Annotated in this window: 17 protein-coding genes; 10 read left to right on the top strand and 7 right to left on the bottom strand. The window is 74.5% G+C overall.

The window, feature by feature from the left end:
- Nucleotides 1–103 precede the first annotated feature (103 nt).
- Both pulA and RM590_RS13080 read left to right on the top strand, forming a co-directional pair.
- The gene (gene pulA, locus RM590_RS13085; RefSeq protein ID WP_311704678.1) at nt 104–2800 is read left to right on the top strand and encodes a pullulanase-type alpha-1,6-glucosidase; all 2697 of its coding nucleotides are present in this window, start codon (nt 104–106) and stop codon (nt 2798–2800) included.
- 350 nt (nt 2801–3150) lie between these two features.
- Entirely contained in the window at nt 3151–4311 is a 1161-nt protein-coding gene (locus RM590_RS13080) for a lactonase family protein (RefSeq protein WP_311704677.1), read from the top strand.
- A 9-nt stretch (nt 4312–4320) separates the two neighbouring features.
- Here the strand turns inward: RM590_RS13080 and RM590_RS13075 are convergent, their stop codons facing one another.
- On the bottom strand, nt 4321–6636 hold the full coding sequence (locus tag RM590_RS13075; protein ID WP_311704676.1) for an Orn/Lys/Arg family decarboxylase: 2316 nt from the start codon (nt 6634–6636) through the stop codon (nt 4321–4323).
- A gap of 203 nt (nt 6637–6839) precedes the next feature.
- On the opposite strand from RM590_RS13075, the gene RM590_RS13070 reads away from it, so the two are divergent.
- Together RM590_RS13070 and RM590_RS13065 are read left to right on the top strand one after the other, a co-directional pair.
- Nucleotides 6840–8582 (top strand): ABC transporter ATP-binding protein, encoded by a 1743-nt coding sequence (locus RM590_RS13070; protein ID WP_311704675.1) that lies wholly within the window; start codon nt 6840–6842, stop codon nt 8580–8582.
- Nucleotides 8579–10351, top strand: coding sequence for an ABC transporter ATP-binding protein (locus tag RM590_RS13065; RefSeq protein ID WP_311704674.1), 1773 nt, complete (start codon nt 8579–8581; stop codon nt 10349–10351). The genes RM590_RS13070 and RM590_RS13065 overlap by 4 nt, the downstream gene beginning before the upstream one ends.
- Nucleotides 10352–10553: 202 nt before the next feature.
- On the opposite strand, the gene RM590_RS13060 is transcribed toward RM590_RS13065, so the two are convergent.
- Nucleotides 10554–11345 carry an alpha/beta fold hydrolase gene (locus tag RM590_RS13060; RefSeq protein WP_311704673.1) on the bottom strand — a complete coding sequence of 264 codons (792 nt, stop codon included), beginning with the start codon at nt 11343–11345 and terminating at the stop codon, nt 10554–10556.
- A 56-nt stretch (nt 11346–11401) separates the two neighbouring features.
- Entirely contained in the window at nt 11402–11854 is a 453-nt protein-coding gene (locus RM590_RS13055) for a hypothetical protein (protein WP_311704672.1), read from the bottom strand.
- Between the two features lie 376 nt (nt 11855–12230).
- Between RM590_RS13055 and RM590_RS13050 the strand changes: the two genes are divergently transcribed.
- The 3 genes from RM590_RS13050 to RM590_RS13040 all read left to right on the top strand — a co-directional run bounded on the left by RM590_RS13050 (nt 12231) and on the right by RM590_RS13040 (nt 17794).
- Entirely contained in the window at nt 12231–13184 is a 954-nt protein-coding gene (locus RM590_RS13050) for a sugar phosphate isomerase/epimerase family protein (RefSeq protein WP_311704671.1), read from the top strand.
- Between the two features lie 122 nt (nt 13185–13306).
- Complete coding sequence (locus tag RM590_RS13045) at nt 13307–15433, top strand: PQQ-dependent sugar dehydrogenase (protein ID WP_311704670.1); 2127 nt, start codon at nt 13307–13309, stop codon at nt 15431–15433.
- A 156-nt stretch (nt 15434–15589) separates the two neighbouring features.
- Complete coding sequence (locus RM590_RS13040; RefSeq protein ID WP_311704669.1) at nt 15590–17794, top strand: DEAD/DEAH box helicase; 2205 nt, start codon at nt 15590–15592, stop codon at nt 17792–17794.
- A gap of 34 nt (nt 17795–17828) precedes the next feature.
- Here the strand turns inward: RM590_RS13040 and RM590_RS13035 are convergent, their stop codons facing one another.
- The 3 genes from RM590_RS13035 to RM590_RS13025 form a co-directional block, all read right to left on the bottom strand.
- The gene (locus RM590_RS13035; protein ID WP_311704668.1) at nt 17829–18464 is read right to left on the bottom strand and encodes an SAM-dependent methyltransferase; all 636 of its coding nucleotides are present in this window, start codon (nt 18462–18464) and stop codon (nt 17829–17831) included.
- Nucleotides 18461–19456 (bottom strand): NAD(P)/FAD-dependent oxidoreductase, encoded by a 996-nt coding sequence (locus RM590_RS13030; RefSeq protein ID WP_311704667.1) that lies wholly within the window; start codon nt 19454–19456, stop codon nt 18461–18463. Before RM590_RS13030 ends, RM590_RS13035 begins: the two co-directional genes overlap by 4 nt.
- An 82-nt stretch (nt 19457–19538) precedes the next feature.
- Nucleotides 19539–20138 carry a TetR/AcrR family transcriptional regulator gene (locus RM590_RS13025; RefSeq protein WP_311704666.1) on the bottom strand — a complete coding sequence of 200 codons (600 nt, stop codon included), beginning with the start codon at nt 20136–20138 and terminating at the stop codon, nt 19539–19541.
- Between the two features lie 72 nt (nt 20139–20210).
- Between RM590_RS13025 and RM590_RS13020 the strand changes: the two genes are divergently transcribed.
- Nucleotides 20211–21047, top strand: coding sequence for a class I SAM-dependent methyltransferase (locus RM590_RS13020; RefSeq protein WP_311704665.1), 837 nt, complete (start codon nt 20211–20213; stop codon nt 21045–21047).
- Between the two features lie 45 nt (nt 21048–21092).
- Here RM590_RS13020 and RM590_RS13015 read toward each other — a convergent pair whose 3' ends face one another.
- Nucleotides 21093–22553, bottom strand: coding sequence for an MFS transporter (locus RM590_RS13015; protein ID WP_311704664.1), 1461 nt, complete (start codon nt 22551–22553; stop codon nt 21093–21095).
- A gap of 131 nt (nt 22554–22684) precedes the next feature.
- On the opposite strand from RM590_RS13015, the gene RM590_RS13010 reads away from it, so the two are divergent.
- Together RM590_RS13010 and RM590_RS13005 are read left to right on the top strand one after the other, a co-directional pair.
- Entirely contained in the window at nt 22685–23227 is a 543-nt protein-coding gene (locus RM590_RS13010; protein WP_311704663.1) for a MarR family winged helix-turn-helix transcriptional regulator, read from the top strand.
- A complete protein-coding gene (locus tag RM590_RS13005; RefSeq protein WP_311704662.1) occupies nt 23205–24047 on the top strand; it encodes an aldo/keto reductase in 843 nt (280 codons plus the stop codon). Before RM590_RS13010 ends, RM590_RS13005 begins: the two co-directional genes overlap by 23 nt.
- The last annotated feature ends 23 nt before the right edge of the window (nt 24048–24070 follow it).

Here is a 24070-nt window from a genome sequence, read left to right as displayed (position 1 = left end):
CGGCACCCCTTGACCGGGCCCTCGGTCCGCTCTACGGTCAGGTCGCCGAAAGGAGTTGCAGCAAGAATCTGCCTCCGTTCGTCTCTCCGAAGGAGTGTCCCGCGTGCCGCGCTTCCGCCATGCCCGCGCCGCCCTCGCGGGCGCCCTGGCCGCCGTGCTGCTGTCCCTGCTCGCCGCCGCCCACCCGGCGCCGGCCGTCGCCGCGGCCGTTCCGGAGGTGGACCTGACCGCGGCCCGCGCGCACTGGATCGACGCCACCACCGTCGTCTGGCCGGTGGCCGCCGCGCCCGGCGGCAGCCACCGGCTGCTCCACGACCCCCGGGGCCGGATCGCCGCGGCCGACGGCCGGCTCACCGGCACGGACCCCGGCCGTTCGCTGCGGCTGACGCCGGCCCAACTGACCGCCGAGCAGCGCGCCGCGCACCCCCATCTCGCCGACCTGCCCGCCTTCGCCGTCGACCGGCGCGACGCGGACCGCGTCGAGGCGGCGCTGCGCGGTCAGCTCGTCGCCGCCCAGTGGTCCGCGGACGGCACGCTCACCGCCGCCACCGGCGTGCAGATCCCCGGGGTACTGGACGATGTGTACGCGCGAGCCGCCACCGAGGCCCAACTCGGCCCGGTCTTCGGCGAGAACGGCACCCCCACGCTGTCCGTGTGGGCGCCCACCGCGCGCGAGGTGGCCCTGGAGCTGGGCGGCAGGACCGTTCCCATGCGGCGCGACCGCGACAGCGGCGTCTGGTCGGTCACCGGACACCGCGGCTGGTACGGCCAGCCCTACCGCTACCGCGTGACCGTCTGGGCCCCGGCGGCGCAGGAGGTCGTCACCAACCGGGTCACCGACTTGTACGCCACCGCGCTGACCGCCGACTCCGAGCGCAGTCTGGTGATCGACCTGAACGATCCCCGGCTCGCCCCGGCCGGCTGGGACAGCCTGGCCAAGCCCGGGCCGGTGCCGCCGCGACGGGCCACGATCCAGGAGCTGCACGTCCGGGACTTCTCCGTCGCCGACCCCACCTCCGCGCACCCGGGGCGCTATCTGGCCTTCACCGACGAGGACTCCGCCGGCATGCGTCATCTGACCGGCCTCGCCGAGGCGGGCACCACCCATCTGCACCTGCTGCCGACGTTCGACATCGCGACCATCCCCGAGCGTGCCGAGGACCAGGCGGAGCCAAGCTGCGACCTGGCCGCGTTCCCGGCGGATTCACCGGACCAGCAGGCGTGCGTGGCGGGGGTCCGCGCGGACGACGCCTACAACTGGGGTTACGATCCGTTGCACTTCACCGTGCCCGAGGGCTCCTATGCCACCGACCCGGACGGCGCCCGGCGCACCCTGGAGTACCGGCGGATGGTGCAGGGCATCAACGGGGCCGGGCTCGGCGTGGTCCTGGACGTCGTCTACAACCACACGGCGGCCGCCGGCCAGGACTCCGCGTCGGTGCTGGACCGCATCGTGCCCGGCTACTATCACCGGCTGCTGGCGGACGGCTCCGTGGCGAACTCCACGTGCTGCGCCAACACCGCGCCCGAGCACGCGATGATGGGCAAGCTGATCGTGGACTCGGTGATCACCTGGGCCACGCAGTACAAGGTGGACGGCTTCCGCTTCGACCTGATGGGCCACCACCCCCGGCAGAACATGCTGGACGTCCGCGCGGCCCTGGACGATTTGACCCTCGCCGGGGACGGGGTGGACGGGCGGAACATCCTTCTCTACGGCGAGGGCTGGAACTTCGGCGAGGTGGCGAACGACGCCCGCTTCGTCCAGGCCACTCAGGCCCATATGGCGGGCACCGGCATCGCGACCTTCTCCGACCGGGCGCGGGACGCGGTGCGCGGCGGGGGCCCGTTCGACGCCGACCCGGGCGTGCAGGGCTTCGCCTCCGGCCTGTTCACCGACCCCAACTCCTCGGCGACGAACGGCACCGAGGCCGAGCAGCGGGCCCGGCTGCTGCACTACCAGGACCTCATCAAGGTCGGGCTGACCGGCAATCTGGCCGGCTTCACCTTCACCGACTCCACCGGCCGGACCGTGACCGGCGCCGAGGTGGACTACAACGGCGCGCCCGCCGGTTACGCTGCCGACCCCGGCGACGCGCTGGCCTATGTGGACGCCCACGACAACGAGACGCTGTTCGACGCGCTGGCCTACAAGCTGCCCGCGGACACCGCGCCGGCCGACCGGGCGCGGGCCCAGGTGGTGGCCCAGGCCACGGCGCTGCTCTCCCAGGGCCCCGTCCTGGGCCAGGCCGGCACCGACCTGCTGCGTTCGAAGTCGCTGGACCGCAACTCCTATGACTCGGGCGACTGGTACAACGCCATCCACTGGGACTGCGCGGCGGGCAACGGCTTCGGCCGCGGGCTGCCGCCCGTCTGGGACAACGAGCACTACTGGCCGTACGCCGCCCCGCTGTTGACCGCTCCCGGTCTGGACATCGGCTGCGCGGAGACCGGCGCGGCGTCCGCCGCCTACCGGGACCTGCTGACGATCCGCGCCACCGAGGACGTCTTCGGCCTGGCCACCGCGGAGGAGGTGACGGAGCGGATCTCGTTCCCGCTCTCCGGCCCGGGCGAGACCCCCGGGGTGATCGTGATGGCGGCGGGCGACCTGGTCGTGGTGTTCAACGCGACGCCGGAGCGCCAGTCGCAGCCGGTCGCCGCGCTGGCCGGGCGGGACTACGCGCTGCACCCGGTGCAGGCGGACGGCGCCGACCCGGTGGTCCGGTCGGCCGCCTTCTCCCCGGCGAACGGGACCTTCGAGGTCCCGGCCCGCACGGTGGCGGTCTTCGCCCGGGGCTGAGCGTCCGCCCGCGCGGCCCGGGCATGGCGCGGCGGCCCGTGGGCAGACACTCGGAGCCGGCGGTGGGAGATCGGCCGGAGGGCACGGGGACCGCTCGCCCGGTGCCAAATCCCGCTGAAGGGAGCGCGGACAGTGTGGCCCGCACGCTGTCCGCGCCTCCGGCCGGTCTCCGAACTCCCCCGCGTGATCGGCTCGTTGACCCTGCCGGCGCGGGCCGGGACCGCTCGACACGTCCGGTGCCACTCGCGAGCGCTGACGCGCCCGGGCGTACGCTTCCCTTCCCCCGGCGGGGTGTGGCGGTGATGCTGTATCGCGCACCGCCGGGAACGACGCCACCTATGGAGAAGCCGATGACGCCACAGCCCACGCGACGCACGGTCCTCACCCTGCTCGGTACGACCGCGGGCGGTCTGCCGCTCGCCGAAGGTGCCGCGCGGGGCGCCGGGGGAACGGCCGGGGCCGCCTCGGGGCGGGTCTTCCTCGGGGGCTATTCCGGCGGTGACCCGGCGGCGGGCATCGGGGTGGCCGGCGTCGACGAGGGGACCGGGGAGCTGCGGCTGGAGACCGTGGTGCCCGGCGAGAACCCGTCGTTCCTCGCCCTGTCCGCCTCGGGGCGCGTGCTGTACGCCGTCAACGAGACGCGGGACGGGACGGTTTCGGCGTTCGCCCTCGACGAGGACGGCGCCGTTCTCGGCTCCCTGGGCACCGCCTCCAGCGGCGGCGCCTCGCCCTGTCACCTCAGCGTGCACCCGCTGGGCGGGCACCTGTTCACGGCCAACTACGAGTCCGGAACGATCGCCGTGGTGGCCCTGCGGGAGGACGGCGGCCCGGGCGAGGTCACCCAGGTCGTGCAGCACACCGGATCCGGGCCCGATCCCGAGCGGCAGACCGGGCCGCACGCACACATGGTGCTGCCCGACCCCGGTGGGGAGCGGCTGTTCGCCGTCGATCTGGGGACGGACTCCGTGCACGTCTACGCCTTCGACCCCGGCCCGGGGACGCTGACGCGGGAGAGCGAGCTCAAGATGACGCCGGGGTCCGGCCCGCGGCATCTGGCCCCGCACCCCGGCGGGCGCGCCGTCTACGTCGTGGGGGAGCTGGACTGCACGCTCACGACGTGCGCCTACGACCCCGGCACGGGCGCCCTCACGCCGCTGGCCACCGTCTCGGCGCTGCCGCCGGGCACGCCGTCCGACGGGGCCATCGCCGCCGGGGTGCGGGTGTCGGCGGACGGCCGGTTCGTGTACGCCTCCGTCCGCGGCCAGGACAGCGTCGCCGTCTTCGCCGTGGAGGAGGAGGACGGGACCGCGCTCCGCCTCCTCTCCCACCACCCCGCGGGGGGCCGGACGCCCCGGGATCTGTACCTGGACGAGGCCCGGTCCCGGGTGTATGTCGCGAACCAGGACTCCGGGCTCGTCGCCGTGCTCGACCGGGATCCGGCCGACGGCGGGCTGGCGCCGGCCCGCGAGGCGCTGGCCTTCCCCCGGGTGACCTGTGTGCTGCCGCTGTGATGCCGGCGCTCAGGCGTCCGTCGCGCGCACACACTCGATGAGGTAGTCACCGGTGTCCGGGTCGACGGTCACGCCGTGGGTCTCGCTGCGGAAGCCGGGGAAGTGCCGGTCGAACGTCTCCAGCGCGGTCAGGTAGCGCAGCAGCGGGCCGTCGGAGGTACCGACGTTCTCGCCGGGCATCAGGACGGGGATGCCGGGCGGCGTGACGGTGATCATGGCGGCGGCCGTCCGGCCCGCCGCGTCGGCCAGCCGGAGGCGTTCGGTGCCACCGCGGATCAGCCGCCGGTAGCAGGACTGCGGCGGGCTGACGGGCTCGGGCAGTTGCTGGAACGCGGCGTCCAGCAGGTCGACCAGCCGCGCCTCGCGCAGGTGGTCGTGCATCTCCTGGCACAGCTCGCCCAGGGTCCGGCCCATGTAGCGCGCCGGGTACGCGGCGACCAGGTTCGGCAGCGCGCGGTCCAGCGGGGCGTCCTCGTCGTAGAGCGCCTTGAAGTCGATCAGGGCGTCCAGCAGGGTCCCCCACTTGCCCTTGGTGATGCCCATGGAGAACAGGATCAGCGTGGTGTAGCTGTCCGTCTTCTCCACGACGATGTTCCGCGCCGCCAGATAGGCCGTCAGCACCCGGGCGGGGATGCCGCGCTCGGCCATCCGGCCGGTCGCGTCCATCCCGGGGCAGGTCAGGGTCACCTTGATCGGGTCGAGCAGGCAGTAGCCCTCGCTCAGCCCGGGGAAGCCGTGCCAGTCGGCACCGGGTTCGAGCTGCCAGCACGACGGTTCGGTGCTGAGCAGCTCGATCGGGGCGTCGGCGAAGGCGAGCCGTTCGCCGGTGGCCGGGTCGGTGACGGCCTCGGGCTGCCAGACGCCGAAGAACCAGGCGGGCCGGTCGCCGGCGTCGGCGACGCGGCGCCCGATCCGCACCACCGCCTGGCGGAAACGGATCGCCTCGGTGACCGCCTCGTCGATCAGCCAGCGGCCCTGGGGACCGTCCATCATCCCGGCGGCGACGTCCAAGGAGGCGATCATCGGGTACAGCGGCGAGGTGGTGCCGTGCATCATAAACGCCTCGTTGAACCGCTCGTGTTCCACCGGCGCGCGGGGCGAGGGCTTGATGTGCACCATGGCGCTCTGCGACAGCGCGGCGAGCAGCTTGTGGGTGGACTGGGTGGAAAAGACGGTGGGCCGCTCGGGCCCGGGGAAGGTGTCGGGGCCCACGGACATGCCGTACCGCCCCGCGTAGAGGGGGTGGAACCGGGCATAGGCGAACCACGCCTCGTCGAAGTGGAGCCGGGGGGTACTGGGCGCGAAGGCCCGGGCGACCTGGAGGGCGTCGTAACACAGCCCGTCGTAGGTGGAGTTGGTGAGGACGGCGTACTGGGCCGCCGGGGAGGCCGCGCCGGCGGCCAGCGGGTTGCCGGCGATCCGCGCCGCGACCGCCGACGCCTCGATCTCGGCGGGGGGCAGCGGGCCCGCGAGGCCGTAGCCGTTGCGGGTGGGGACCAGGTAGACCGGGCGGGCGCCGGAGAGGACCAGGCCGTGCAGGACGGACTTGTGGCAGTTGCGGTCGACGAGGGCGATCTCGTCGTGGGTGACGCTGTAGTGGCCGACCAGGCGGTCGCAGGTGGAGTCGCCGTGCAGCACGAAGTAGGTGAGGTCGGCGCCGAAGATCCGGGCGGCGTTCCGCTCGGCGTCGCCGATGGGGCCGGTGTGCTCGAAGAGCGAGCCGAGTTCGCCGACGGAGATCGACAGGTCGCTGCGCAGCAGCCGCTCCCCGAAGTAGTCGTGGAAGGCGCGGCCGACGGGTGACTTGAGGAACGCGACGCCGCCGGAGTGGGCGGGGGTGTGCCAGGAGTACTCGTGCGCGTCGTCGAAGCGGCGCAGTGCCTTGAAGAACGGCGGCAGCACCGCCTCCAGATAGCCGCGGGCGGCGCGGGCGATGCGCCCGGCGATGAACCGGGGGGTGTCCTCCAGCGGCCACACATAGCCGACCACGGTCTCCGCCACCCACAGCGGCACCCGTTCCAGGTCCTCGCCGGGCGTGACGAGGAAGACGGGCAGCCCCTTGAAGCGCCGCCCGGCCCGGCGCAGCACGCCGGCGCCGCCCGGCTCGCCGCTCGCGTCGCCGGGCGGGAGGTCCCAGGCCACCACGGCGGCGCCGAGGCCCGCCTCGGTGGTCAGCACCGCCTGCGCGTCGGCGCCGGTGCCGGCCCACCGCACCTCGAGGCCGGAGTCCGCCAACTCCTTGTGGATCCTGCGCAGTTGCTCGGCCGCCGCGTCCGTGCCCGACGGGCTCTCGGGCACCGCGAACAACACCGTGCCACCAGACATCGCCATCCCCTCCGCACGACTTCCGCCCGCCGACCGGGCTGCCGCACGAGGCAATCGCGGAATCCCCGCGGCCACAATCGAGGTGGCGGTAAACCACCCTGTCGGGGGAATCGGGCGCGCGCGGTCGATGCGCCCCCGGGGTCGGGAAGCGCGCCTGGCAGGATGACTCCCGGTTGTCGTTTCGTGAGCGCGGAGGGGTGGAAATGATCGATTCCTTTAGGAATCCGGGTGTTCCGGATACTCAAAGCGCCGCGCGGTATCTGTGGTGGCTGGTCGTCAAGCAGCGTCGGCGCGTGGCGGCCGGGGCGCTGCTGGGCACCTCGTGGATGGTCGGCCTGATGGTCCCGCCCTATCTGCTGTCCCGCGCGATCGACGACGGTCTGGAGCCGGGGGACCGCTCGGCGCTGCTGGGGTGGAGCGCCGCGCTGCTGGCGGCCGGGGCGGTGAACGCCACGCTGGGGATGCTGCGGCACCGGACGATGACCCAGGTGCGCATGGACGCGGCGTTCCGCACCGCGCAGTTGGTGGTGGAGCACGCGACCCGGCTCGGGGCCGCGCTGCCCCGGCGCGTCACGGCCGGGGAGGTGGTGACGATCGGGATGGGAGACGTCGCGGCGATCAGCACCTCGATGACCGTCACCGGACCCGGCGTCGGCGCGGTGCTGGCGTATCTCGGCGTGGCCGTCGTGCTGTTCTCGGTCGCCCCGCTGCTGGCCGTCGTGGTCCTGCTGGGCGTGCCGCTGCTCGCCGTGCTGATCGGCCCGCTGCTGGGGCGGTTGCAGAAGGCGGACGCGGTGTACCGCGAACACCACGGCGGCCTGGCCGCCCGGCTCGTCGACCTGGTCGGCGGGCTGCGCGTGCTCGGCGGCCTGGGCGGCAAGGACGTGTACGCCGGCCGGTTCCACCGGGCCTCGCGGGAACTGCGCGCCGAGGGCTACCGCGTGGGCGCCGTGACCAGTTGGCTCCAGGCGCTGGGGGTCGGGCTGCCGACCCTGTTCCTCGCCGCCGTGACCTGGCTGGCGGCGCGGATGGCGGCTCAAGGGACCATCACTGTGGGCGAGTTGGTCGCGGTCTACGGCTATTCGGCCGTGCTGGTCGTGCCGGTGTCGTTCTTCATCGAGGGCGGTGAGCAGATCGCCCGGGGGCTTGTGGCGGGCCGGCGGGTGGTCCGTTTCCTCGGCCTCCCGCCGGAGCCGGAGACGGCGGACGGCGCCCCGGCGGTGGCCGCGCCCGCCGCGCCGTCCGCGCTGCGCGACCCGGCCTCCGGCGTCGAGGTCGCCCCCGGCCGGCTCACCGCGCTGGCCGGCGCGCGCCCGGCGGACGCGGCCGCGGTGGTCGACCGGCTGGGCAGGTTCGCGGCAACGGCCGTCACCTGGGGCCCGGTTCGGCTCGACCGCGTCGCGCTGCCGGAGGTCCGGGCCCGCGTCCTGGTCGGCGACAACGAGGCCGATCTGTTCGCCGGAACGCTGCGCGAACTCCTCTCGGGCCGCGGGGACCCGGACGACGAGGCCATCATGCGCGCCGTGCGCGCGGCGGTGGCCGGGGACATCGTGCGGGGGCTGCCCGGCGGGCTGGACTCCCCCGTCGAGGCCGGGGGCCGCAACTTCTCCGGGGGCCAGCGGCAGCGCCTGCGGCTGGCGCGGGCGCTGCTCGCCGATCCCGAGGTCCTGCTGGCGGTGGAGCCCACCTCGGCGGTCGACGCGCACACGGAGGCGGCCATCGGGGACCGGCTGGTGGCCGCCCGGGCCGGCCGGACCACCCTGGTCACCACCACCTCGCCGCTGCTGCTGGCCCGGGCGGACACCGTCCACTTCCTGGTCGACGGCCGGGTCGCCGCCACGGGCACGCACCGCCAACTGCTCGAATCCTCCCCCGGCTACCGCGCGCTGGTGGCCCGGGGGCAGGCGGAGGACTTCCCCGAGCCGGCCGAGGAGGCCGTCCGATGACGCATCCCGCCGGGCCGCCGCGCGGCCTGCCCATCGCCTCGCCGTCCCGGGTGCGCGGGGCGGCGCTCCGGCTGGTGGCGCGGGACCGGCGCGCCGTCGCGCTGCTGCTCCTTCTCAACGCGCTGGCCGCCGGGGCCGGGCTCGTCGGTCCCTGGCTGCTCGGCCGGATCATCGACGAGGTCAAGGCGGGCGGCCGGGTGGCGACCGTGGATCAACTGGCCCTGGCCATCGTGGCGTTCGCGCTGGTCCAGTTGCTGCTGACGCGTTACGCCCGGCTCCTGGCGCACCGTTTCGGCGAGCGGACCTCGGCACGCGTCCGGGAACAGTACGTCGACCGCGCGCTCGCCCTGCCGGCCTCGGTCGTGGAGCGCGCCGGGGCCGGTGACCTGACGGCCCGGGGCACGGCCGATGTGGGAGCGGTCGCCGTCACGCTGCGGGACGCCGGGCCGGACATCCTCATCGCCGGTGTCCAGGCGCTGTTCATCCTCGGCGCCGTCTTCCTCATCTCTCCCCTGCTCGGCGCCTGCGGGGTGCTGGGGCTGCTCGGCATCGGTGTCGTGGTCCGCTGGTACCTGCGCCGGGCCAACGCCGCGTATCTCGCCCAGGGCGCCGCCGCCTCCGGCATCTCGGAGGTGCTCGCCGCCACCGCGTCGGGCGCGCGGACCGTGGAGGCGCTGGGGCTGGCCGAACGCCGCGTCGCGGCCTCGCGGGACGCCATCGAGTGGGGTCGCGTGACCCAGATGCGGACGCTGTTCCTGCGCGGTGTGCTCTTCCCGGTGGTGGACTTCTCCTACTCCGTTCCCGTGGTCGGCGTCCTGCTGATCGGCGGGGCGCTCACCGACCGGGGCACGGTGAGCCTGGGGGCGGTGGTCGCCTGCGCCCTGTATCTGCGGCAGTTGGCGCAGCCGCTGGACACCATCCTGATGCGCGTCGAGCAGGTGCAGAGCGGCGCCGCCTCCTTCGCCCGGGTGGAGGGACTGGGCGAGGCCGCGCGGCCCACGCCGCCGGCCGGTGCCGCGCCCGTGCCGGAGGGGCGGCGCGTGCGGGTGGCCGGTGTGCGGTACGCGTACGACGACGGCCCCGATGTGCTGCACGGGGTGGACCTCACCGTCCGGCCCGGCGAACGGCTGGCCCTGGTGGGCCCGTCGGGCGCGGGCAAGTCCACGCTGGGCCGGCTGCTGGCCGGCGTCGACGCGCCGCGCACCGGCAAGGTCACGGTGGGGAACGTCCCGGTGGCCGACCTGGATCCCGAACGCCTGCGCAAGCACGTCGTGCTCGTCACCCAGGAGCACCACGTCTTCATGGGCACGGTGCGGGACAATCTGCGGATCGCGGCCGAACCGTCCGCCACCGACGCCGACCTGGTGGCCGCCCTGAGCGCCGTGGGCGCCGACTGGTTCGGCGAGCTGCCGAACGGCCTGGACACCGAAGTCGGCGTACACGGCCACCCGTTGGACGGCGCGGCGGCGCAACAGCTCGCGCTGGCCCGGGTGGTGCTGGCCGATCCGCACACCGTGATCCTCGACGAGGCGACGGCGCTGCTGGACCCGGTGACGGCCCGCCACACGGAACGCGCCCTGGCCGCCGTGCTGGAGGGACGGACCGTCATCGCGATCGCACACCGGCTGCACACCGCCCACGACGCGGACCGGGTGGGCGTCATGGAGAACGGCCGCCTCACCGAACTGGGCACCCACGACGCCCTGGTGGCGAGCGGCGGTGCCTATGCCGCGCTGTGGAACTCGTGGCACGGCGGCCAGCGGAAATAGCGGGGGCGGCGGTCCGCCCCGCTGGTGCGCGTGCTCCTGGTGCCGAAGGACGGCTCCTCGCCGTGGCTTCCGCCCACGGCGTGGTCCGTGGGCGAATTCGAGGCGCGGCTCGGGCCCCCGCTCTGAGCACTTCCCGACAGCGCGCCGTGCGGTTCTCGGTCCTCTCGGCCCTCGCCGCGGTGCGGAACTCCTGGCACGGCGGTCAGTGGCTCGTCCGGGCCTTGGTGAGGAAGTCCCGTACCAGCGGGCTCGCGAGCGCCCGGAACTCCTCGAAGTAGGCGTGGCGCGCTCCGGGGATCAGTTCCAGTCGGGCGCCGGGGATGCGGGCGGCGAGCAGCGGTGCGTTCGCGGTGGGGTTCAGCCGGTCGTCGGTGCCGTGCACCACGAGGGTCGGTGCGGTGATGGCGGGCAGCGCGTCCCACGCGTCGTGCCGGTTGCTGGCGACGAGATGGTGGTGCCGGGCGTGGGCGGGCATGGTGGGGTCACCGAGGGTGGCGTGCGGGCCGGGGTGGGTGGCCAGCCAGGCGGGGGTGTACATCAGGTCCCGCAGGGCCCGGCCCACGGCGGCGGGATCGCGCGCGGCCAGCGCCCTGCGGACGTCGGCCGGCCGCTCGACGGCGTGGGGGCCGCCGGGTGAGGTGCAGCCGAGCACCAGGGCCCGGACCCGGTGCGGGTGGCGGATGGCGAGCCACTGCGCGACCCGGCCGCCCATGGAGGTGCCGTAGACATCGGCCCGCCCGACGCCGAGGTCGTCGAGGACCGCGATCACGTCCTGGGCGAACCCCTCGGTGCTGTACGGCTCGTCGGGCTTGTCGCTGTCGCCGGTGCCGCGGTGATCGAGGGTGATGGTGCGGTGGGTGCCGTGGAAGTCGTCGCGGACGGCGTCCCACCAGTGGTGGTTGTTCGACTGCCCGGAGAGCAGGACCAGCGGCTCGCCCGTGCCCCTGGGCTGGTAGGCGATGCGTGTCCCGTCGGCGGTCTTGGCGTGCGGCACGGCGTGGATCCCTCCGGCGGGTCGGTCGGTCCCCTCCATGGTGCCGCAGCCGGCCACTACCCCTGGGCGGGCGGCGGGTTGACGCTGACGTCACCGTGGATGACGCCGGCCGCGATGGAGCCGCCCTCGGCCTTGATGGTGAGGTCGCCGCCGACGGCGATCCCGTCCGTGGCCGTGGCGGAGGTGCCGCTCGCCTCCTGGATCTCGCGCAGGGCCGCGCGCAGCGCTTCCGCGAAGGCGGGGTCCCGCTCGGCGGCGTCCTCCAGCGCGTCGGCCACGCGTCGGCGGGTGCGGTCGCTGGGGGTGTCCCGGCCCTCGGCCGCCTCCTCCGTCAGTCGCTCCAGCGCCGGGTCCTCGCCCAACTCGCCGCGGACGGTGGTCTCCAGCCGCTCCAGCGCGACATCGAGCACCTGGTCGGCCGCGGCCTCCGCGCGGCCCGCCACGCGGGCGGCGGCCCACTGGAACAACCACATCGCCGCGGACGTCGCCGCCGCTCCCAGCTCGATCATTCCGGCTCCCCTCCCTGGAACGGCCCCACGCGGGCGGCAAAAAGCCTACCGGTGGTGAGCGTCACGCGGGCCGGACGATCGCTTTGTGCCGTCCGCGATCATAGTTTCGCGACTTGAGGCAGAACTTTCTCTTGACGGCGGGCAAAGTCATTCCTACGTTGCCCCATGACGGGCACGGCGCAGCCGCCCCGTCGTGGGAACCACTTCCACCGCCATCGAGGAGCCGACCGGCCGGACTGGGCCCAGCCGTCGGCACGCGTTCACCCCAGCCCCCCACTCCCGCAACGCCGGCGCGAGGCGCGCACGTTCGGGCACCCGCCGACGGTTGTCATGATCACTGCTTTTTCGTCCCGGCACGACGGACAGGAGCCGCACCATGTGTTACGGATTCTCCGATGACCGGGCGCTCGCCACGGCGCGCGCCCAACGCTCCCCGGGCAGACGGCCCTTGCTGCGCGGCGCGGTCGCCGGCGCCCTCGCCATGACCGCGGCGCTCGCCGCGGGGTCGGCCGCCGCGCACGCCACCCCGCGCCGGCGCGGGCCGGAACTCGTGCCCCCCGGCCGCATCAGCATCCAGCTCTGGACGATGCGGGACGCGCTCAACGGAACGCCCGGCTTCGACGAGACGCTGCGCGCGATCGCCCGCCTCGGCTACCCCAAGGTCGAGCAGGCGTTGGGCTACTTCGGCCGCACCGCGGCCGAACTCCGCGCGTTCTACGACGAGATAGGCGTCCGGGCCACCTCCAGCCACGACGGCATCGCCGCCGACGCGGCCGCGCTGGAGACGAAGTTGGCAAACGCCCGCACGCTGGGCCAGTCCTTCATGGTCGTCCCCTACCTGGACGCGCCCAGCGCCGACGACTGGAAGCGCTACGCCGAGCAGATGAACCACGAGGCGTCCGCCGCCCGTTCGCTCGGACTGCGCTACGGCTACCACAACCACGCGCACGAGTTCACCCGCGACCTGGGCGGTCGCACGCCCTGGGAGGTGCTGACCGCGGAGCTCGATCCGGGCCTGGTCCACCTGGAGATCGACCTCTACTGGGCCGCGACGGGCGGCATCGAGAGCGGCGACGGGGCGCGCGACCCGGAGGGCTTCGTGCTCGACGTCATCCGCTCGGCCCCGCAGCGGGTGCTCCAGTACCACGTGAAGGACCGCGACCCGGCCACCGGCGACATGGCCGACCTCGGCACCGGAATGATCGACTTCCGGCGCATTTTCCGGGCCCACCCGGTCCTGGAGTACATCGTCGAGAACGACACCCCGGACGTGACGCCCCTTCGGACCGCCGAGACCGGCTACTCCTACCTCCGCGCCCTGCGCTGCTGACGCCCCGGACCGCGAGACCCACCGTCGGCCGGGTCGGCTCACCGCCCCCGGCCGGCCCGCCCGGGCCGCCGCCGGCAGCGGCGGGCCGGACCCGCACCGTTGGCACGCCACGAAAGGTCGCCATGCGCACCATCACCGCAATCGCCACCGCGGCGCTCACGGCCGCGGCTCTCCTCACGGGCCCCGCCGTCTCGGCCGCACACGGCGGACACCCCGCCGAACCCCCGGCCACCGGCGGCGACTTCCAGAAGGTCGTCCTCAACGACATGCCCGGCGAGCCCATCGACCTCGTCGTCCTCCCGGACTCCCGGGTGCTGCACACCACCCGCGACGGCCAGGTGTGGCTGAACGACCCCGACACCGGCTTCAACACCGTCGCCGCCCAGCTCGACGTCTACCAGCACGACGAGGAGGGCCTGCAGAGCATCGCCGTGGACCCCGGGTTCAACGGCACCACCAACCGTTGGGTCTACCTCTACTACGCGCCGCCGCTGGACACTCCGGTGGACGATCCCGCGACGCCCGACGTCAACGAGGGCGACGCGCCGACCACGGGGGACGCGGCGGACTTCGCGCCGTTCGAGGGCGTGAACCGGCTCTCCCGGTTCCTGCTCACCGGCGACACGCTCGACCTGTCCAGCGAGCAGCGGATCCTCGACGTCGAGGCGGACCGCGGCCTGTGCTGCCACGTCGGCGGCGACATCGCGTTCGACAGCGAGGGGCTGCTCCACCTCTCCACGGGCGACGACACCAACCCATTCTCGTCCGGCGGCTACTCCCCCATCGACGAACGGGCCGACCGCAACCCGGCGTTCGACGCGCAGCGCACCGCCGCCAACACGAACGACCTGCGCGGCAAGGTGCTGCGCATCCGCGTCGCCCGGGACGGCTCCTACACCGTGCCGCCCGGCAACCTCTTCGCGCCCGGCACCCCGGACACCCGGCCGGAGATCTATCTGATGGGGCTGCGCAACCCGTTCCGGATCGAGATCAACCGGGAGACCGACGACCTGTACGTCGCCGACTACTCGCCGGACGCCAAACGCGCCGACCCCGCCCGGGGGCCGAACGGCCACGGCAAGTGGTTCGTCGCCCGGGCGGCCGGCAACTATGGCTGGCCCTACTGCGCGACCCCCCAACTCCCCTACATCGACTACGACTTCGGCACCGGCGCGTCCGGCGCGGCGTTCGACTGCGCGGCCCCGGTCAACGAGTCGCCGCACAACACCGGGCTGCGGGAGCTGCCCCCGGTGGAGCAGCCCGACGTCTGGTACCCGGGCGTCGCGTCCGCGGAGTTCCCCGAGCTGGGCACGGGCGGCATCGGGCCCATGGCCGGCCCCGCCTACGACTTCGACCCCCGGGACACCCGGCGCCGCAACCCGGTCGCCTGGCCGGCCGAGTACGACGGCATCCCGCTGTTCTACGAGTGGACGCGAAACTACATCAAGGGCTTCGTCCCGGACGCGGCCGGCCGGCTGGCGGCCATCGAGGACGTGGCGCCGGAGCTGGAATTCTCCGGCCTGATCGACATGGAGTTCGGACCCGACGGCGCGCTGTACGTGCTGGAGTACGGCGCGGGCTACTTCGCCGAGAACCCCGAGGCCATGCTGGCGCGCGTCGACTGGCTCGGGCCCGGCGCCAACCGCTCGCCCGTTCCCGTGGCCACGGCCGACGACGTCGCCGGCCACGCGCCGCTCACGGTCTCCTTCTCCGCCGAGGGCACCGCCGACCCCGACGGCGACCGGCTGCGCTACGCCTGGGACTTCGACTCGGACGGCCGCACCGACTCCCGGGAGGTGAACCCGCGGCACGTCTACACGGAGGAGGGCGCCTACAGCGCGAGCCTGCGGGTGACGGACACCGGCCGCCACGGCGGGCGTTCGGCGTCGGCGGAGGTCCGCATCGTGGTGGGGAACGAGACGCCGGTCGTCACGTTCGTCACGCCGGAGGACGGGCAGGAGTTCTCCTTCGGCGACCAGGTGGCGTTCGAGGTGGCGGTGACCGACGACCAGCCGGTCGACTGCTCCCGGGTGACCGTGCACTACATCCTGGGCCACGACGATCACGGCCACTCGCAGAGTTCGGCCGTCGGCTGCTCCGGCACGATCCGGACCACCTACCCCGAGGGCCACGACCCGGAGGAGGACAACCTGGCCGGGGTGTTCCACGCTTCCTACACCGACCCCGGCACCGGCGACCTGCCGGAGCTGACGGGCCGCACCGAGGTCGTCCTGACCCCGACGGGCTGACCGGCCCGGTCCGGCCCGGCCGGGTCCCGCGCGGGCGGGACCCGGCCGGGCGCCGCCCCCGCCCCACGCCTGAAGTGCGCGAAGTCCTCGGCCCGTTATGCGTCCGGGTGAGATCATGCCGGGGACCGACAGGGGGCACTCAGAAGGCGGGTACGCGTGGCCGACGAAGGCGCCAGGCGCAGGCCGGGCGGGCGGCAGGCGGTGCGAGCCCTGCTCGGCCGGGGCGAGCGGCTGGCCGCGGCGGCGCGGACCGTGCTGGAGGAACACGCGCGGGCGTGCGCCGAGGTGCGGGAGGCCCTAGCCCCGCTGCGGGACGAGCTGGTGGCCACCGAGCTGTCGGGCATCCCGGTGTCCCGGCTGCGGGACGTCACCTCCGGGCGGCTGCGGGTCGCCGCGCTGGAGCAGGCCGGGTTCACCACCGTGGGCTCGGTGGTGGACGCGGGCGAGTACGCCCTGCGGCTGGTGCCCGGCATCGGCGAGCAGTCGGCCCGGCAGGCGCGCGGCGCGGCGCACCAGATCCGCCGCGCGGTCAGTGAGACCGTGGCCGTTCGCCTGGACATCGAGGACCGCGACGACCCCCGTTCGACGGCGCTCGTCGTCGCGCTCGGCCGCCTGGTCGCCGCCGGCGGCGGGCTGTCCGGGGCGCGGGAGGCCGCCGAGCGGACGCGCGGGGAGCTTGCCGGGCCGCTGGCCGGGGCGCGGCCCGCGGGCGGCCGGACGCGGATGCTGTTCGCCGGGCGGCGGCGGCGCGCGACGGCCCTGGCCTCCCTGGCCCGCGTCGAGGAGGTGCTCGCCGACGCCGAGGAACGGTCGCTGCCCGAGCTGTTCGCGCAGACGTCGGCGGATCTGCTGCGCCGGCCGGCGTCGGACACCGAGGCGTGGCTCGACTTCGAGGTGCGGTCGCCCGAGTACTACGGCGTGCTCGGCGAGGTCTCGGGCGTCGGTCCCGACCACGTCGCGGCCGAGGGCTTCCTCCCGGCCGGGCTGGTGGACCGGGTGCGCGCCCAGCGGCTGGACGGCACCCGGCTGCGGGTGTCGCTGCGCGGCTACCAGGCGTTCGGCGCGCGGTTCGCGCTCGCCCAGCAACGGGTCATCCTGGGCGACGAGATGGGGCTGGGCAAGACGGTGCAGGCCATCGCGGCGCTGGCGCATCTGGCGGCCGAGGGCGCGACGCACTTCCTGGTGGTCTGCCCGTCCAGCGTGCTCCTCAACTGGATCCGCGAGGTCGAGGCGCGCAGCGCGCTGCCCGCCTACCGGCTGCACGGCCCGGAACGCGAGGCGGGGCTCGCCGAGTGGCTGCGGCGGGGCGGCGTGGGGGTGACGACGTTCGACGCCCTGCACGGCCTGGCGGTGCCCTGCGGGACGCCGGTGGGGATGGTGGTGGTGGACGAGGCGCACTACGTGAAGAACCGCGCCACGCGCCGGGCGCGTTCGGTGGCCGCGTGGACGGCGCGCGTGGAGCGGGTGCTGTTCCTTACCGGGACGCCCATGGAGAACCGGGTCGAGGAGTTCCGCAGCCTGGTGCAGTATCTGCGCCCCGGGCTGGTGCGGCAGATCCGGGTGGGGGACGCGGCGGCGGGTCCCCGGGCGTTCCGCCGGGCCGTGGCCCCCGCCTATCTGCGCCGCAACCAGCAGGATGTGCTGACCGAGATCCCCGAACTGGTGCGCACCGACGAGTGGGAGGAGTTCTCCCCCGGTGACTTCGCCGCCTACCGGGCGGCCGTGGCCGAGGGCAACTTCATGGCCATGCGCCGGGCCGCGTACGCCGACCCGGCGCACTCCGCGAAGCTGGGCCGGCTGACGGAGCTGGTCGGCGAGGCGGCGGTCAACGGCCTCAAGGTGGTGGTCTTCTCCTACTTCCGCGATGTGCTGGCCACCGTGCGCGCGGCGCTGGGCCACCGGCCGCTGGGCCCGGTGGACGGGCGGCTGTCCCCGGCGCGGCGGCAGGAGCTGGTGGACCGGTTCGCCGCCGCGCCGGGCCACGCGGTGCTGCTGTGCCAGATCCAGGCCGGTGGCGTCGGTCTCAACGTCCAGGCGGCGTCGGTCGTCATCCTGTGCGAGCCGCAGGTCAAGCCGACGGTGGAGCATCAGGCGGTGGCCCGGGTGCACCGCATGGGCCAGGTGCGGCGCGTCCGGGTGCACCGGCTGCTGGCCACCGACAGCGTGGACCAGCGGATGCTGGACATCCTGGCCGCCAAGCAGCGTCTCTTCGACGACTACGCGCGCCGCAGCGACATGGCGGACTCGGCGGCGGAGGCGGTGGACTTCTCGGAGCCGTCGCTGGCCCGGCGGATCGTGGAGGACGAGCAGCGGCGGCTGGCCCTGTCCGCCGACGAACGCGAGGAGGCGCCGGAGGGCTGAGGCCCGACCCCCCGGCGCCTCGGGGGGCGGTGGCTCAGCGGGCCAGGCGCCGCGTCTTGAGGGCGTTGTCCATGCGATGGGCCGGCTCTCCGTCGGGGCCGGTCTGCACGCGCTCGTGCTCGTCGCTGAGCAGCACCTCCCACTGCCCGTCCGGGAGTTGGAGGGACTCCAGGAGCTCGTCCGGGGTGGGGAAGTGGATGTCGGGGTGCGCGTGCGACTCCCATGGGGGGAAGCCGCCGTGGCTGACGATCAGCAGCACTCCGCCGGGCGCGACGGCCGCGGCGGCGTTCCGCAGGATCCGCTCCCGGGGCATGTCGCCCCAGGTGTGCAGGAACTGGGCCGAGACGAGATCGAACTCGCCCTCGGGGAAGGATTCCCCGAGGTCGCGCCGCTGCCAGTCCACGCGGTCGGCGACGCCGGCCTCCGCCGCGTGTCCGGCCGCCCGGTCCAGGGCGACCCGGGAGATGTCGACCGCGGTGACGCGCCAGCCCTGGCGGGCCAGCCAGACGGCGTCGGCGCCCTCGCCGCAGCCCAGGTCCAGGGCCCGGCCCGGGGTCAGTTCCTTGACCTCGCGGACCAGCACGACGTTGGGGTTGCCGCTCCAGATCCGGTCGCTCTCGGCGTAGCGGGCGTCCCAGCGCTCCGCCTCGGTCAGGTTGTCGTCGGTCATCGGTGTGCGTCCTCCTTGATGCGCGACCGGCGGGCGGCGACGGCCCGGCGGGTGTCCTCGGCGATGAGATCGGCGTTGATGGCGGCCGCGGCGCGCACGCCCGCGGCGGCGGCGCCGATGACCTGCCCGGTCAGGTCGGTGACGTTGCCGGCGACCCAGACCCCGGGCACGTCGGTGGCCCCGGTGGGATCGGCGGGGATGTGCGTGCCTATCACCTCGCCCGCCCACTCCTGCTCGCGGGCCTCGAGCCCGAGGCCGGTCAGCAGGCCGGCGCGGGCGGTGAAGCGCGGGGAGACGGCCAGCGCCTCGCAGGGCACGGCCCGGCCGCCGGCGAGGACCACCGCGGTCAGCCGGTCGCCGGCCGTCTCCAGCCGCGCCACCTGGCCGTCGACCACGGCGATGCCGCGGGCGGCCAGTTCCTCGTACGCGTCGTCGCCGAACTCGGGGGCGGTGTGCCGGAACAGCGTGATCTCCGCGCTCCACTGCCGCCACAGCAGGGCCTGGTGGACCGCGAGCGGTCCGGTCGCCAGGACACCGATCGCCCGGTCGCGCACCTCCCAGCCGTGGCAGTACGGGCAGTGCAGTACGTCGCGCCCGAGCCGTTCGGCCAGGCCAGGCACGGGGGGCAGTTCGTCGACGAGGCCGGTGGTCACCAGGAGCCGGCCGGCCTCGACCGCCGTTCCGTCGTCGAGCAGCACACGGAACGCGCCGGCGTCCGAGCGCTCGGCGGTCACGACGGTGCCGGGCACGATCCGGCCGCCGTGGCGGGTCACCTCGTCGCGCCCCAGCTCCAGGAGCCGGGCGGGCGACTCCCCGTCGCGTGTCAGGTAGGAGTGGACATGGGCCGCGGGGGCGTTGCGCGGCCGGCCGTTGTCGATCACCAGCACCGAGCGGCGCGCCCGGGCCAGGGTCAGCGCCCCGCTCAGCCCGGCGGCGCCCCCGCCGACGACAACCACATCGACCGGGGTGCGTGGTCCTGCTTGTTCGGTCACGTGCGGTACCTCCGTTCACTGGAGATGGTCCGCTCGGGCGCCACGTTTCGACAAACATCGTTGCCGGAATGGCAAACCCGTTTCAGGGTCGCGGTTCGCGCAGCACGCCGGCGACGACCGTGGTCACGACCCGGCGGACGGCCGCGGCCTCCGGCGGGGCGCCCCGACGGTCGGCGAACAGCAGGTGCCCGGCGCCGATCAGCGTGGGCGCCAGCGCGTCGACGTCCGCGCCGGGCGCGACCCGGCCGAGGTCGCGCTCGGCGGCCAGATACGCGGCGATCATGGCCGTGGCCTCGGTGAGGACCGGGACGCCCGGCCGGCCGGCCGCGCGCAGCCGGGCACGCAGGTCGTCCCGGAAGGTGATGAGGGCGACGATCGCCACGGCGACCGTGCCGAAGACATCGGTCAGCGCGCCGGTGAGGTTGCCGGTGACGGTGCCGGTCCCGGCGGCCTCGCGCAGCGCGGCGGCCCGGGTCTCGATCCGGCCGGCGCGGTCCAGCACGAGCTCGGCGAGGAACGCGTCGAAATCGGCGAAGTGCCGATGCAGAACGCCCTTGGCGCAGCCCGCCTCCGTGGTGACCGCCCGGCTGGTCAGCGCGTTCGGCCCGGCCCGGAGCAGGATGCGCTCGGCCGCTTCGAACAGCTGCTCACGCGCGTCGCGCATGGCGACCCCTGTCGGCACCGCGCGGCTCCTTCCACTCGCACCGGGCCCGCCCGGTTGACGAGTGGGCGCCCGCCCACTCATAGTGGGCGCATGCCCACTATACCCGCGGAGCCCGCTCCCCCTGCCGGGGAGCAGCCGCATCAACACCGGGAGATGGCCGAGTCGTTCGGCACCGACGCCGAACGCTACGACCGCGCCCGGCCCCGCTACCCCCAGGCCCTGGTGGACCGGATCGCCGCCGCCCCGGGCCCCGCCGTCGTCGACGTCGGCTGTGGCACCGGCATCGCCGCCCGGCAGTTCGCGGCGGCCGGCCGCACGGTGCTCGGCGTCGAACCCGACCCCCGCATGGCCCGCACGGCGCGCGAGCTCGGGACCGAGGTCGAGGTGGCGACGTGGGAGGCCTGGGATCCGGCGGGCCGGGAGTTCGACGCGGTGGTCGCCGGCCAGGCCTGGCACTGGATCGACCCGGTCGCCGGAGCGGCCAAGGCCGCCCGGGTCCTGCGCCCCGGCGGCCTCCTGGCCCCCTTCTGGAACGTGCCCCGGTACCCGGCCCGCCTGGCGGAGGCCGTCGCCGAGGTATGCGGGCGGGTGCTGCCGGACGCGCCGTTCGACTTCCGGGCGATGACGCGGGGCGCCCTCGACGGATACCAGCCGATCCTCGCCGGGACGGCCGACGGGATCCGGCGGGCGGACGCCTTCGGGGAACCGGAGCAGTGGCGATTCGACTGGGAGTGGGACTACACCCGGGACGCGTGGCTGGACCAGATGCCCACCCAGGGCGCGTTCACCCGGCTCGAACCCGCGGCGCTGGGTGAGGTGCTGGCGGGTGTCGGGGCCGCCATCGACGCGATGGGCGGCGGCTTCACCATGTCCTACAGCACGGTGGCGGTCACCGCGGCGCGAACCGGCGCCGCCCGCCCCGGCTGAACGGAGGAACGGCGCGGTGGCCCGCAACGGCCCCGCGGGAACGGGTCATTGGGGCGAGACCGCGGTGCGGGCCGCGCCGGGGACGGCGCCCGGGGCGGGGACCGTCACGGTGGGCCCGGTCGTGCGGCCGGGAATGGCCAGGATGACCAGGGAGGCGACGATCGCGGCGCAGCCGCCGAAGACGAGGGCGGCGCGGAAGCCGTTCTCGGAGGGCAGCGTGGCCCCGCCCCACTGGGTGGTCATGTTCGCCAGCAGCACGCCGACCACGGCGCTGGAGGTGGACGTGCCGATCGACCGCATCAGCGTGTTCAGGCCGTTGGCCGCCGCGGTCTCGGTCGGGGGCACGGCGGCCATGATGAGGGCGGGCATGGCGGCATAGGCGAACGCGATCCCGGCGCCGATCACCGAGGTGAAGACGAGCACGCCCCAGACGGAGCCGGACAGGGCGAGCGCCATGGCGTAGCCGGAGGCGATGACGAGGGCGCCGGTGAGCAGGGAGATCTTGGGGCCGCGCGCGGTGGACAGACGGGCGCCGAGCGGGGAGATGACCACCATCACCAGCCCGGAGGGCGCCATCCACAGCCCGGCGGAGACCATCGACTGGCCGAGGCCGTAGCCGGTGGCCTCGGGCAGTTGGAGCAGTTGGATGGGGACCAGCATCATCGCGAACATCGCGAGGCCGACCAGCACGGAGGCCAGGTTGGTCACCAGGACCTGACGGCGGGCGCTGGCGCGGAGGTTGACCAGCGGGGCGGGGGCGCGCAGCTCCCAGACGCCCCAGAGCACGAGCACCACGGCGGAGGTGGCGAACAGCGACAGCGTTTTGCCGCTGGACCAGCCCCAGTCGCCGCCCTTGGAGATGGGCAGCAGCAGGGCGAGCAGCCCGGCGGACAGGGCGACGGCGCCGACGAGGTCGAACCGGCCGGGCGACCGCACGGCGGACTCCGGCACCAGCCGCCAGGCCAGCGCCGTCACCACCAGGCCGAGGAAGCCCGAACCCCAGAACAGCATGTGCCAGTTGGCGTTCTGCGCCACCGCCGCGGCGGCCGGCAGGCCGAGCGCGCCGCCGATGCCCAGCGAGGAGCTCATCAGCGCCATGGCGGAGCCGAGCCGCCGCGGCGGCAGCACGTCGCGCATGATGCTGATGCCGAGCGGGATGATGCCCATGCTCATGCCCTGGAGGGCGCGGCCCGCGAGCACGGGTGCCAGGGAGTCGGCCAGCGCGCAGAACACCGAGCCGGTGGTGAGCAGGAGAAGGCTGGTCAGCAGCATGCGCCGCTTGCCGTAGAGGTCGCCGAGCCGTCCGAGCACCGGGGTGGCCACCGCGCCGGACAGCAGCGTGACGGTGACGACCCAGGAGGCGTTGGCCGCGCTCGTGCCGAGGAGCCGCGGCAGGTCGGGTATCAGCGGGACGACGATGGCCTGCATCAGCGAGGTGACGATTCCCGCGGCGCACAGCACCCCCACGATGGCGGCGCTGCGGGGCGCGGGCGAGGTGTTGCTCATGCGGTTCTCCGCTCGGAGGGGCGAGCTGGGCCGACTGTGCACGATGCACAAGCTATGCACGATACACATAATGTGTGCCCTACATATGGTTGGCCCCCGGGGTGACCGAGTCCCGAAAGGAGAGGGTCGGGATGCGGCAGGACATGGACCGGATCGAGCGCGAACTGATGCTTCTCGGGCGTCATACCGCCACAGGCTCGATCGGCCGCTGTGGCGGCCCCGCCGAGGACCGGCTGGAGCGCAGCGCCTATCTGCTGCTCAGCCGCATCGAGGCGCAGGGACCGATGTCCATCGGCCAGCTCGCCGAGGCGCTGCGTCTGGACTGCTCCACGGTCAACCGCCAGACCGCCGCCGCCCTGCGGGCCGGCCTCCTGGAGCGCATCCCCGACCCGGAGGGCGGACTGGCCCGCAAGCTGCGCGTCACCGACGAGGGGCTGCGCCGGCTGCGCCGCGACCGCGACGAGCGGATCAACGGCCTCAGCGGGCTCCTCAACGACTGGTCACCCCGCGAACTGGCCGCGTTCGCCCGGGTGCTGACCCGTTTCAACGCGACCGTCGAGCGTGAGGAGGGCGAGCCCTGGCCGCGTTCGGACCAGCCCCGTCCAACGGCGCTGTTACCGTTGCCCCTTGAGCGAGGGGACACAGCGGCGCATGACCACACCGACCACGTTTGACATCGGCGGGGACCTCACCGTGGGGCGGCTCGGCTTCGGGGCCATGCATCTGCCCACCGAGCCCGCCGCCGACCGGGAGAACGCCGTCGCGGTGACCCGGCGGGCCGTCGAGCTGGGCGTCACACTGATCGACACCGCCTTCCTGTACGGCGGCGGGGCCAACGAGGAGCTGCTCGTCGAGGCCCTGTACCCCTACCCGGAGGGGCTGCTCGTCACCACGAAGGTCGGCGTCGCGCGTTCGGCGTCCTCGGGCGAATGGCGGCTGGACGGGCGGCCGGCCGTCCTGCGGGCCCAGGTCGAGGCGGCCCTCGTCCGGCTGCGCGTCGAGCGGCTGGAGCTGCTCCAGTTGCACCGCGTCGACCCGGACACGCCGCTCGCCGACCAGGTCGGCACCCTGCGCGAGCTCCGGACGGAGGGCAAGATCGGCCGGATCGGGCTGTCCGAGGTCACCGTCGACGAGCTCGCCCGGGCCCGGGAGATCGTCGACATCGCCAGCGTGCAGAACCGCTACAACCTGCTGGACCGCGAGCACGAGCCGGTGCTCGCCGCGTGCGCGGCGGCGGGCATCGCGTTCCTGCCGTGGCGGCCCGTCGCGTGGGGGGCGCTGGGCGAGCGCGCCGAAATCGCCGCCGTGGCCGTCGAGTTGGGCGCCACCCCCACGCAGGTCTCGCTCGCCTGGCTGCTCGGCCACTCGCCGGTCGTCCTCCCGATCCCCGGCACCGCGCGGATCGCCCACCTGGAGGAGAACGTCGCCGCCGCCGGGCTCCGGCTGGCCCCGGCCCAGCGCGAGCGCCTCGACCGGCTGGCCGGGCAGGAGTAGCGAAGGGCCGGCCCCGGCGGAGA

The organism is Streptomyces litchfieldiae (assembly GCF_031845365.1).
Classification (GTDB): Bacteria; Actinomycetota; Actinomycetes; order Streptomycetales; family Streptomycetaceae; genus Streptomyces; species Streptomyces litchfieldiae.
Note: the sequence above shows the minus strand (reverse complement) of the source record. Positions and strands in the feature narration are given on the sequence as shown.

What these genes read in the sequence shown, in the direction of transcription:
- RM590_RS13005 (WP_311704662.1), top strand. Translation starts at nt 23,205, where the DNA reads ATGACCACACCGACCACGTTTGACATCGGCGGGGACCTCACCGTGGGG.
- RM590_RS13070 (WP_311704675.1), top strand. Translation starts at nt 6,840, where the DNA reads ATGATCGATTCCTTTAGGAATCCGGGTGTTCCGGATACTCAAAGCGCC.
- RM590_RS13050 (WP_311704671.1), top strand. Translation starts at nt 12,231, where the DNA reads ATGTGTTACGGATTCTCCGATGACCGGGCGCTCGCCACGGCGCGCGCC.
- RM590_RS13080 (WP_311704677.1), top strand. Translation starts at nt 3,151, where the DNA reads ATGACGCCACAGCCCACGCGACGCACGGTCCTCACCCTGCTCGGTACG.
- RM590_RS13010 (WP_311704663.1), top strand. Translation starts at nt 22,685, where the DNA reads ATGCGGCAGGACATGGACCGGATCGAGCGCGAACTGATGCTTCTCGGG.
- RM590_RS13020 (WP_311704665.1), top strand. Translation starts at nt 20,211, where the DNA reads ATGCCCACTATACCCGCGGAGCCCGCTCCCCCTGCCGGGGAGCAGCCG.
- RM590_RS13065 (WP_311704674.1), top strand. Translation starts at nt 8,579, where the DNA reads ATGACGCATCCCGCCGGGCCGCCGCGCGGCCTGCCCATCGCCTCGCCG.
- RM590_RS13075 (WP_311704676.1), bottom strand. Translation starts at nt 6,636, where the DNA reads ATGTCTGGTGGCACGGTGTTGTTCGCGGTGCCCGAGAGCCCGTCGGGC.
- RM590_RS13055 (WP_311704672.1), bottom strand. Translation starts at nt 11,854, where the DNA reads ATGATCGAGCTGGGAGCGGCGGCGACGTCCGCGGCGATGTGGTTGTTC.
- RM590_RS13015 (WP_311704664.1), bottom strand. Translation starts at nt 22,553, where the DNA reads ATGAGCAACACCTCGCCCGCGCCCCGCAGCGCCGCCATCGTGGGGGTG.
- RM590_RS13045 (WP_311704670.1), top strand. Translation starts at nt 13,307, where the DNA reads ATGCGCACCATCACCGCAATCGCCACCGCGGCGCTCACGGCCGCGGCT.
- RM590_RS13035 (WP_311704668.1), bottom strand. Translation starts at nt 18,464, where the DNA reads ATGACCGACGACAACCTGACCGAGGCGGAGCGCTGGGACGCCCGCTAC.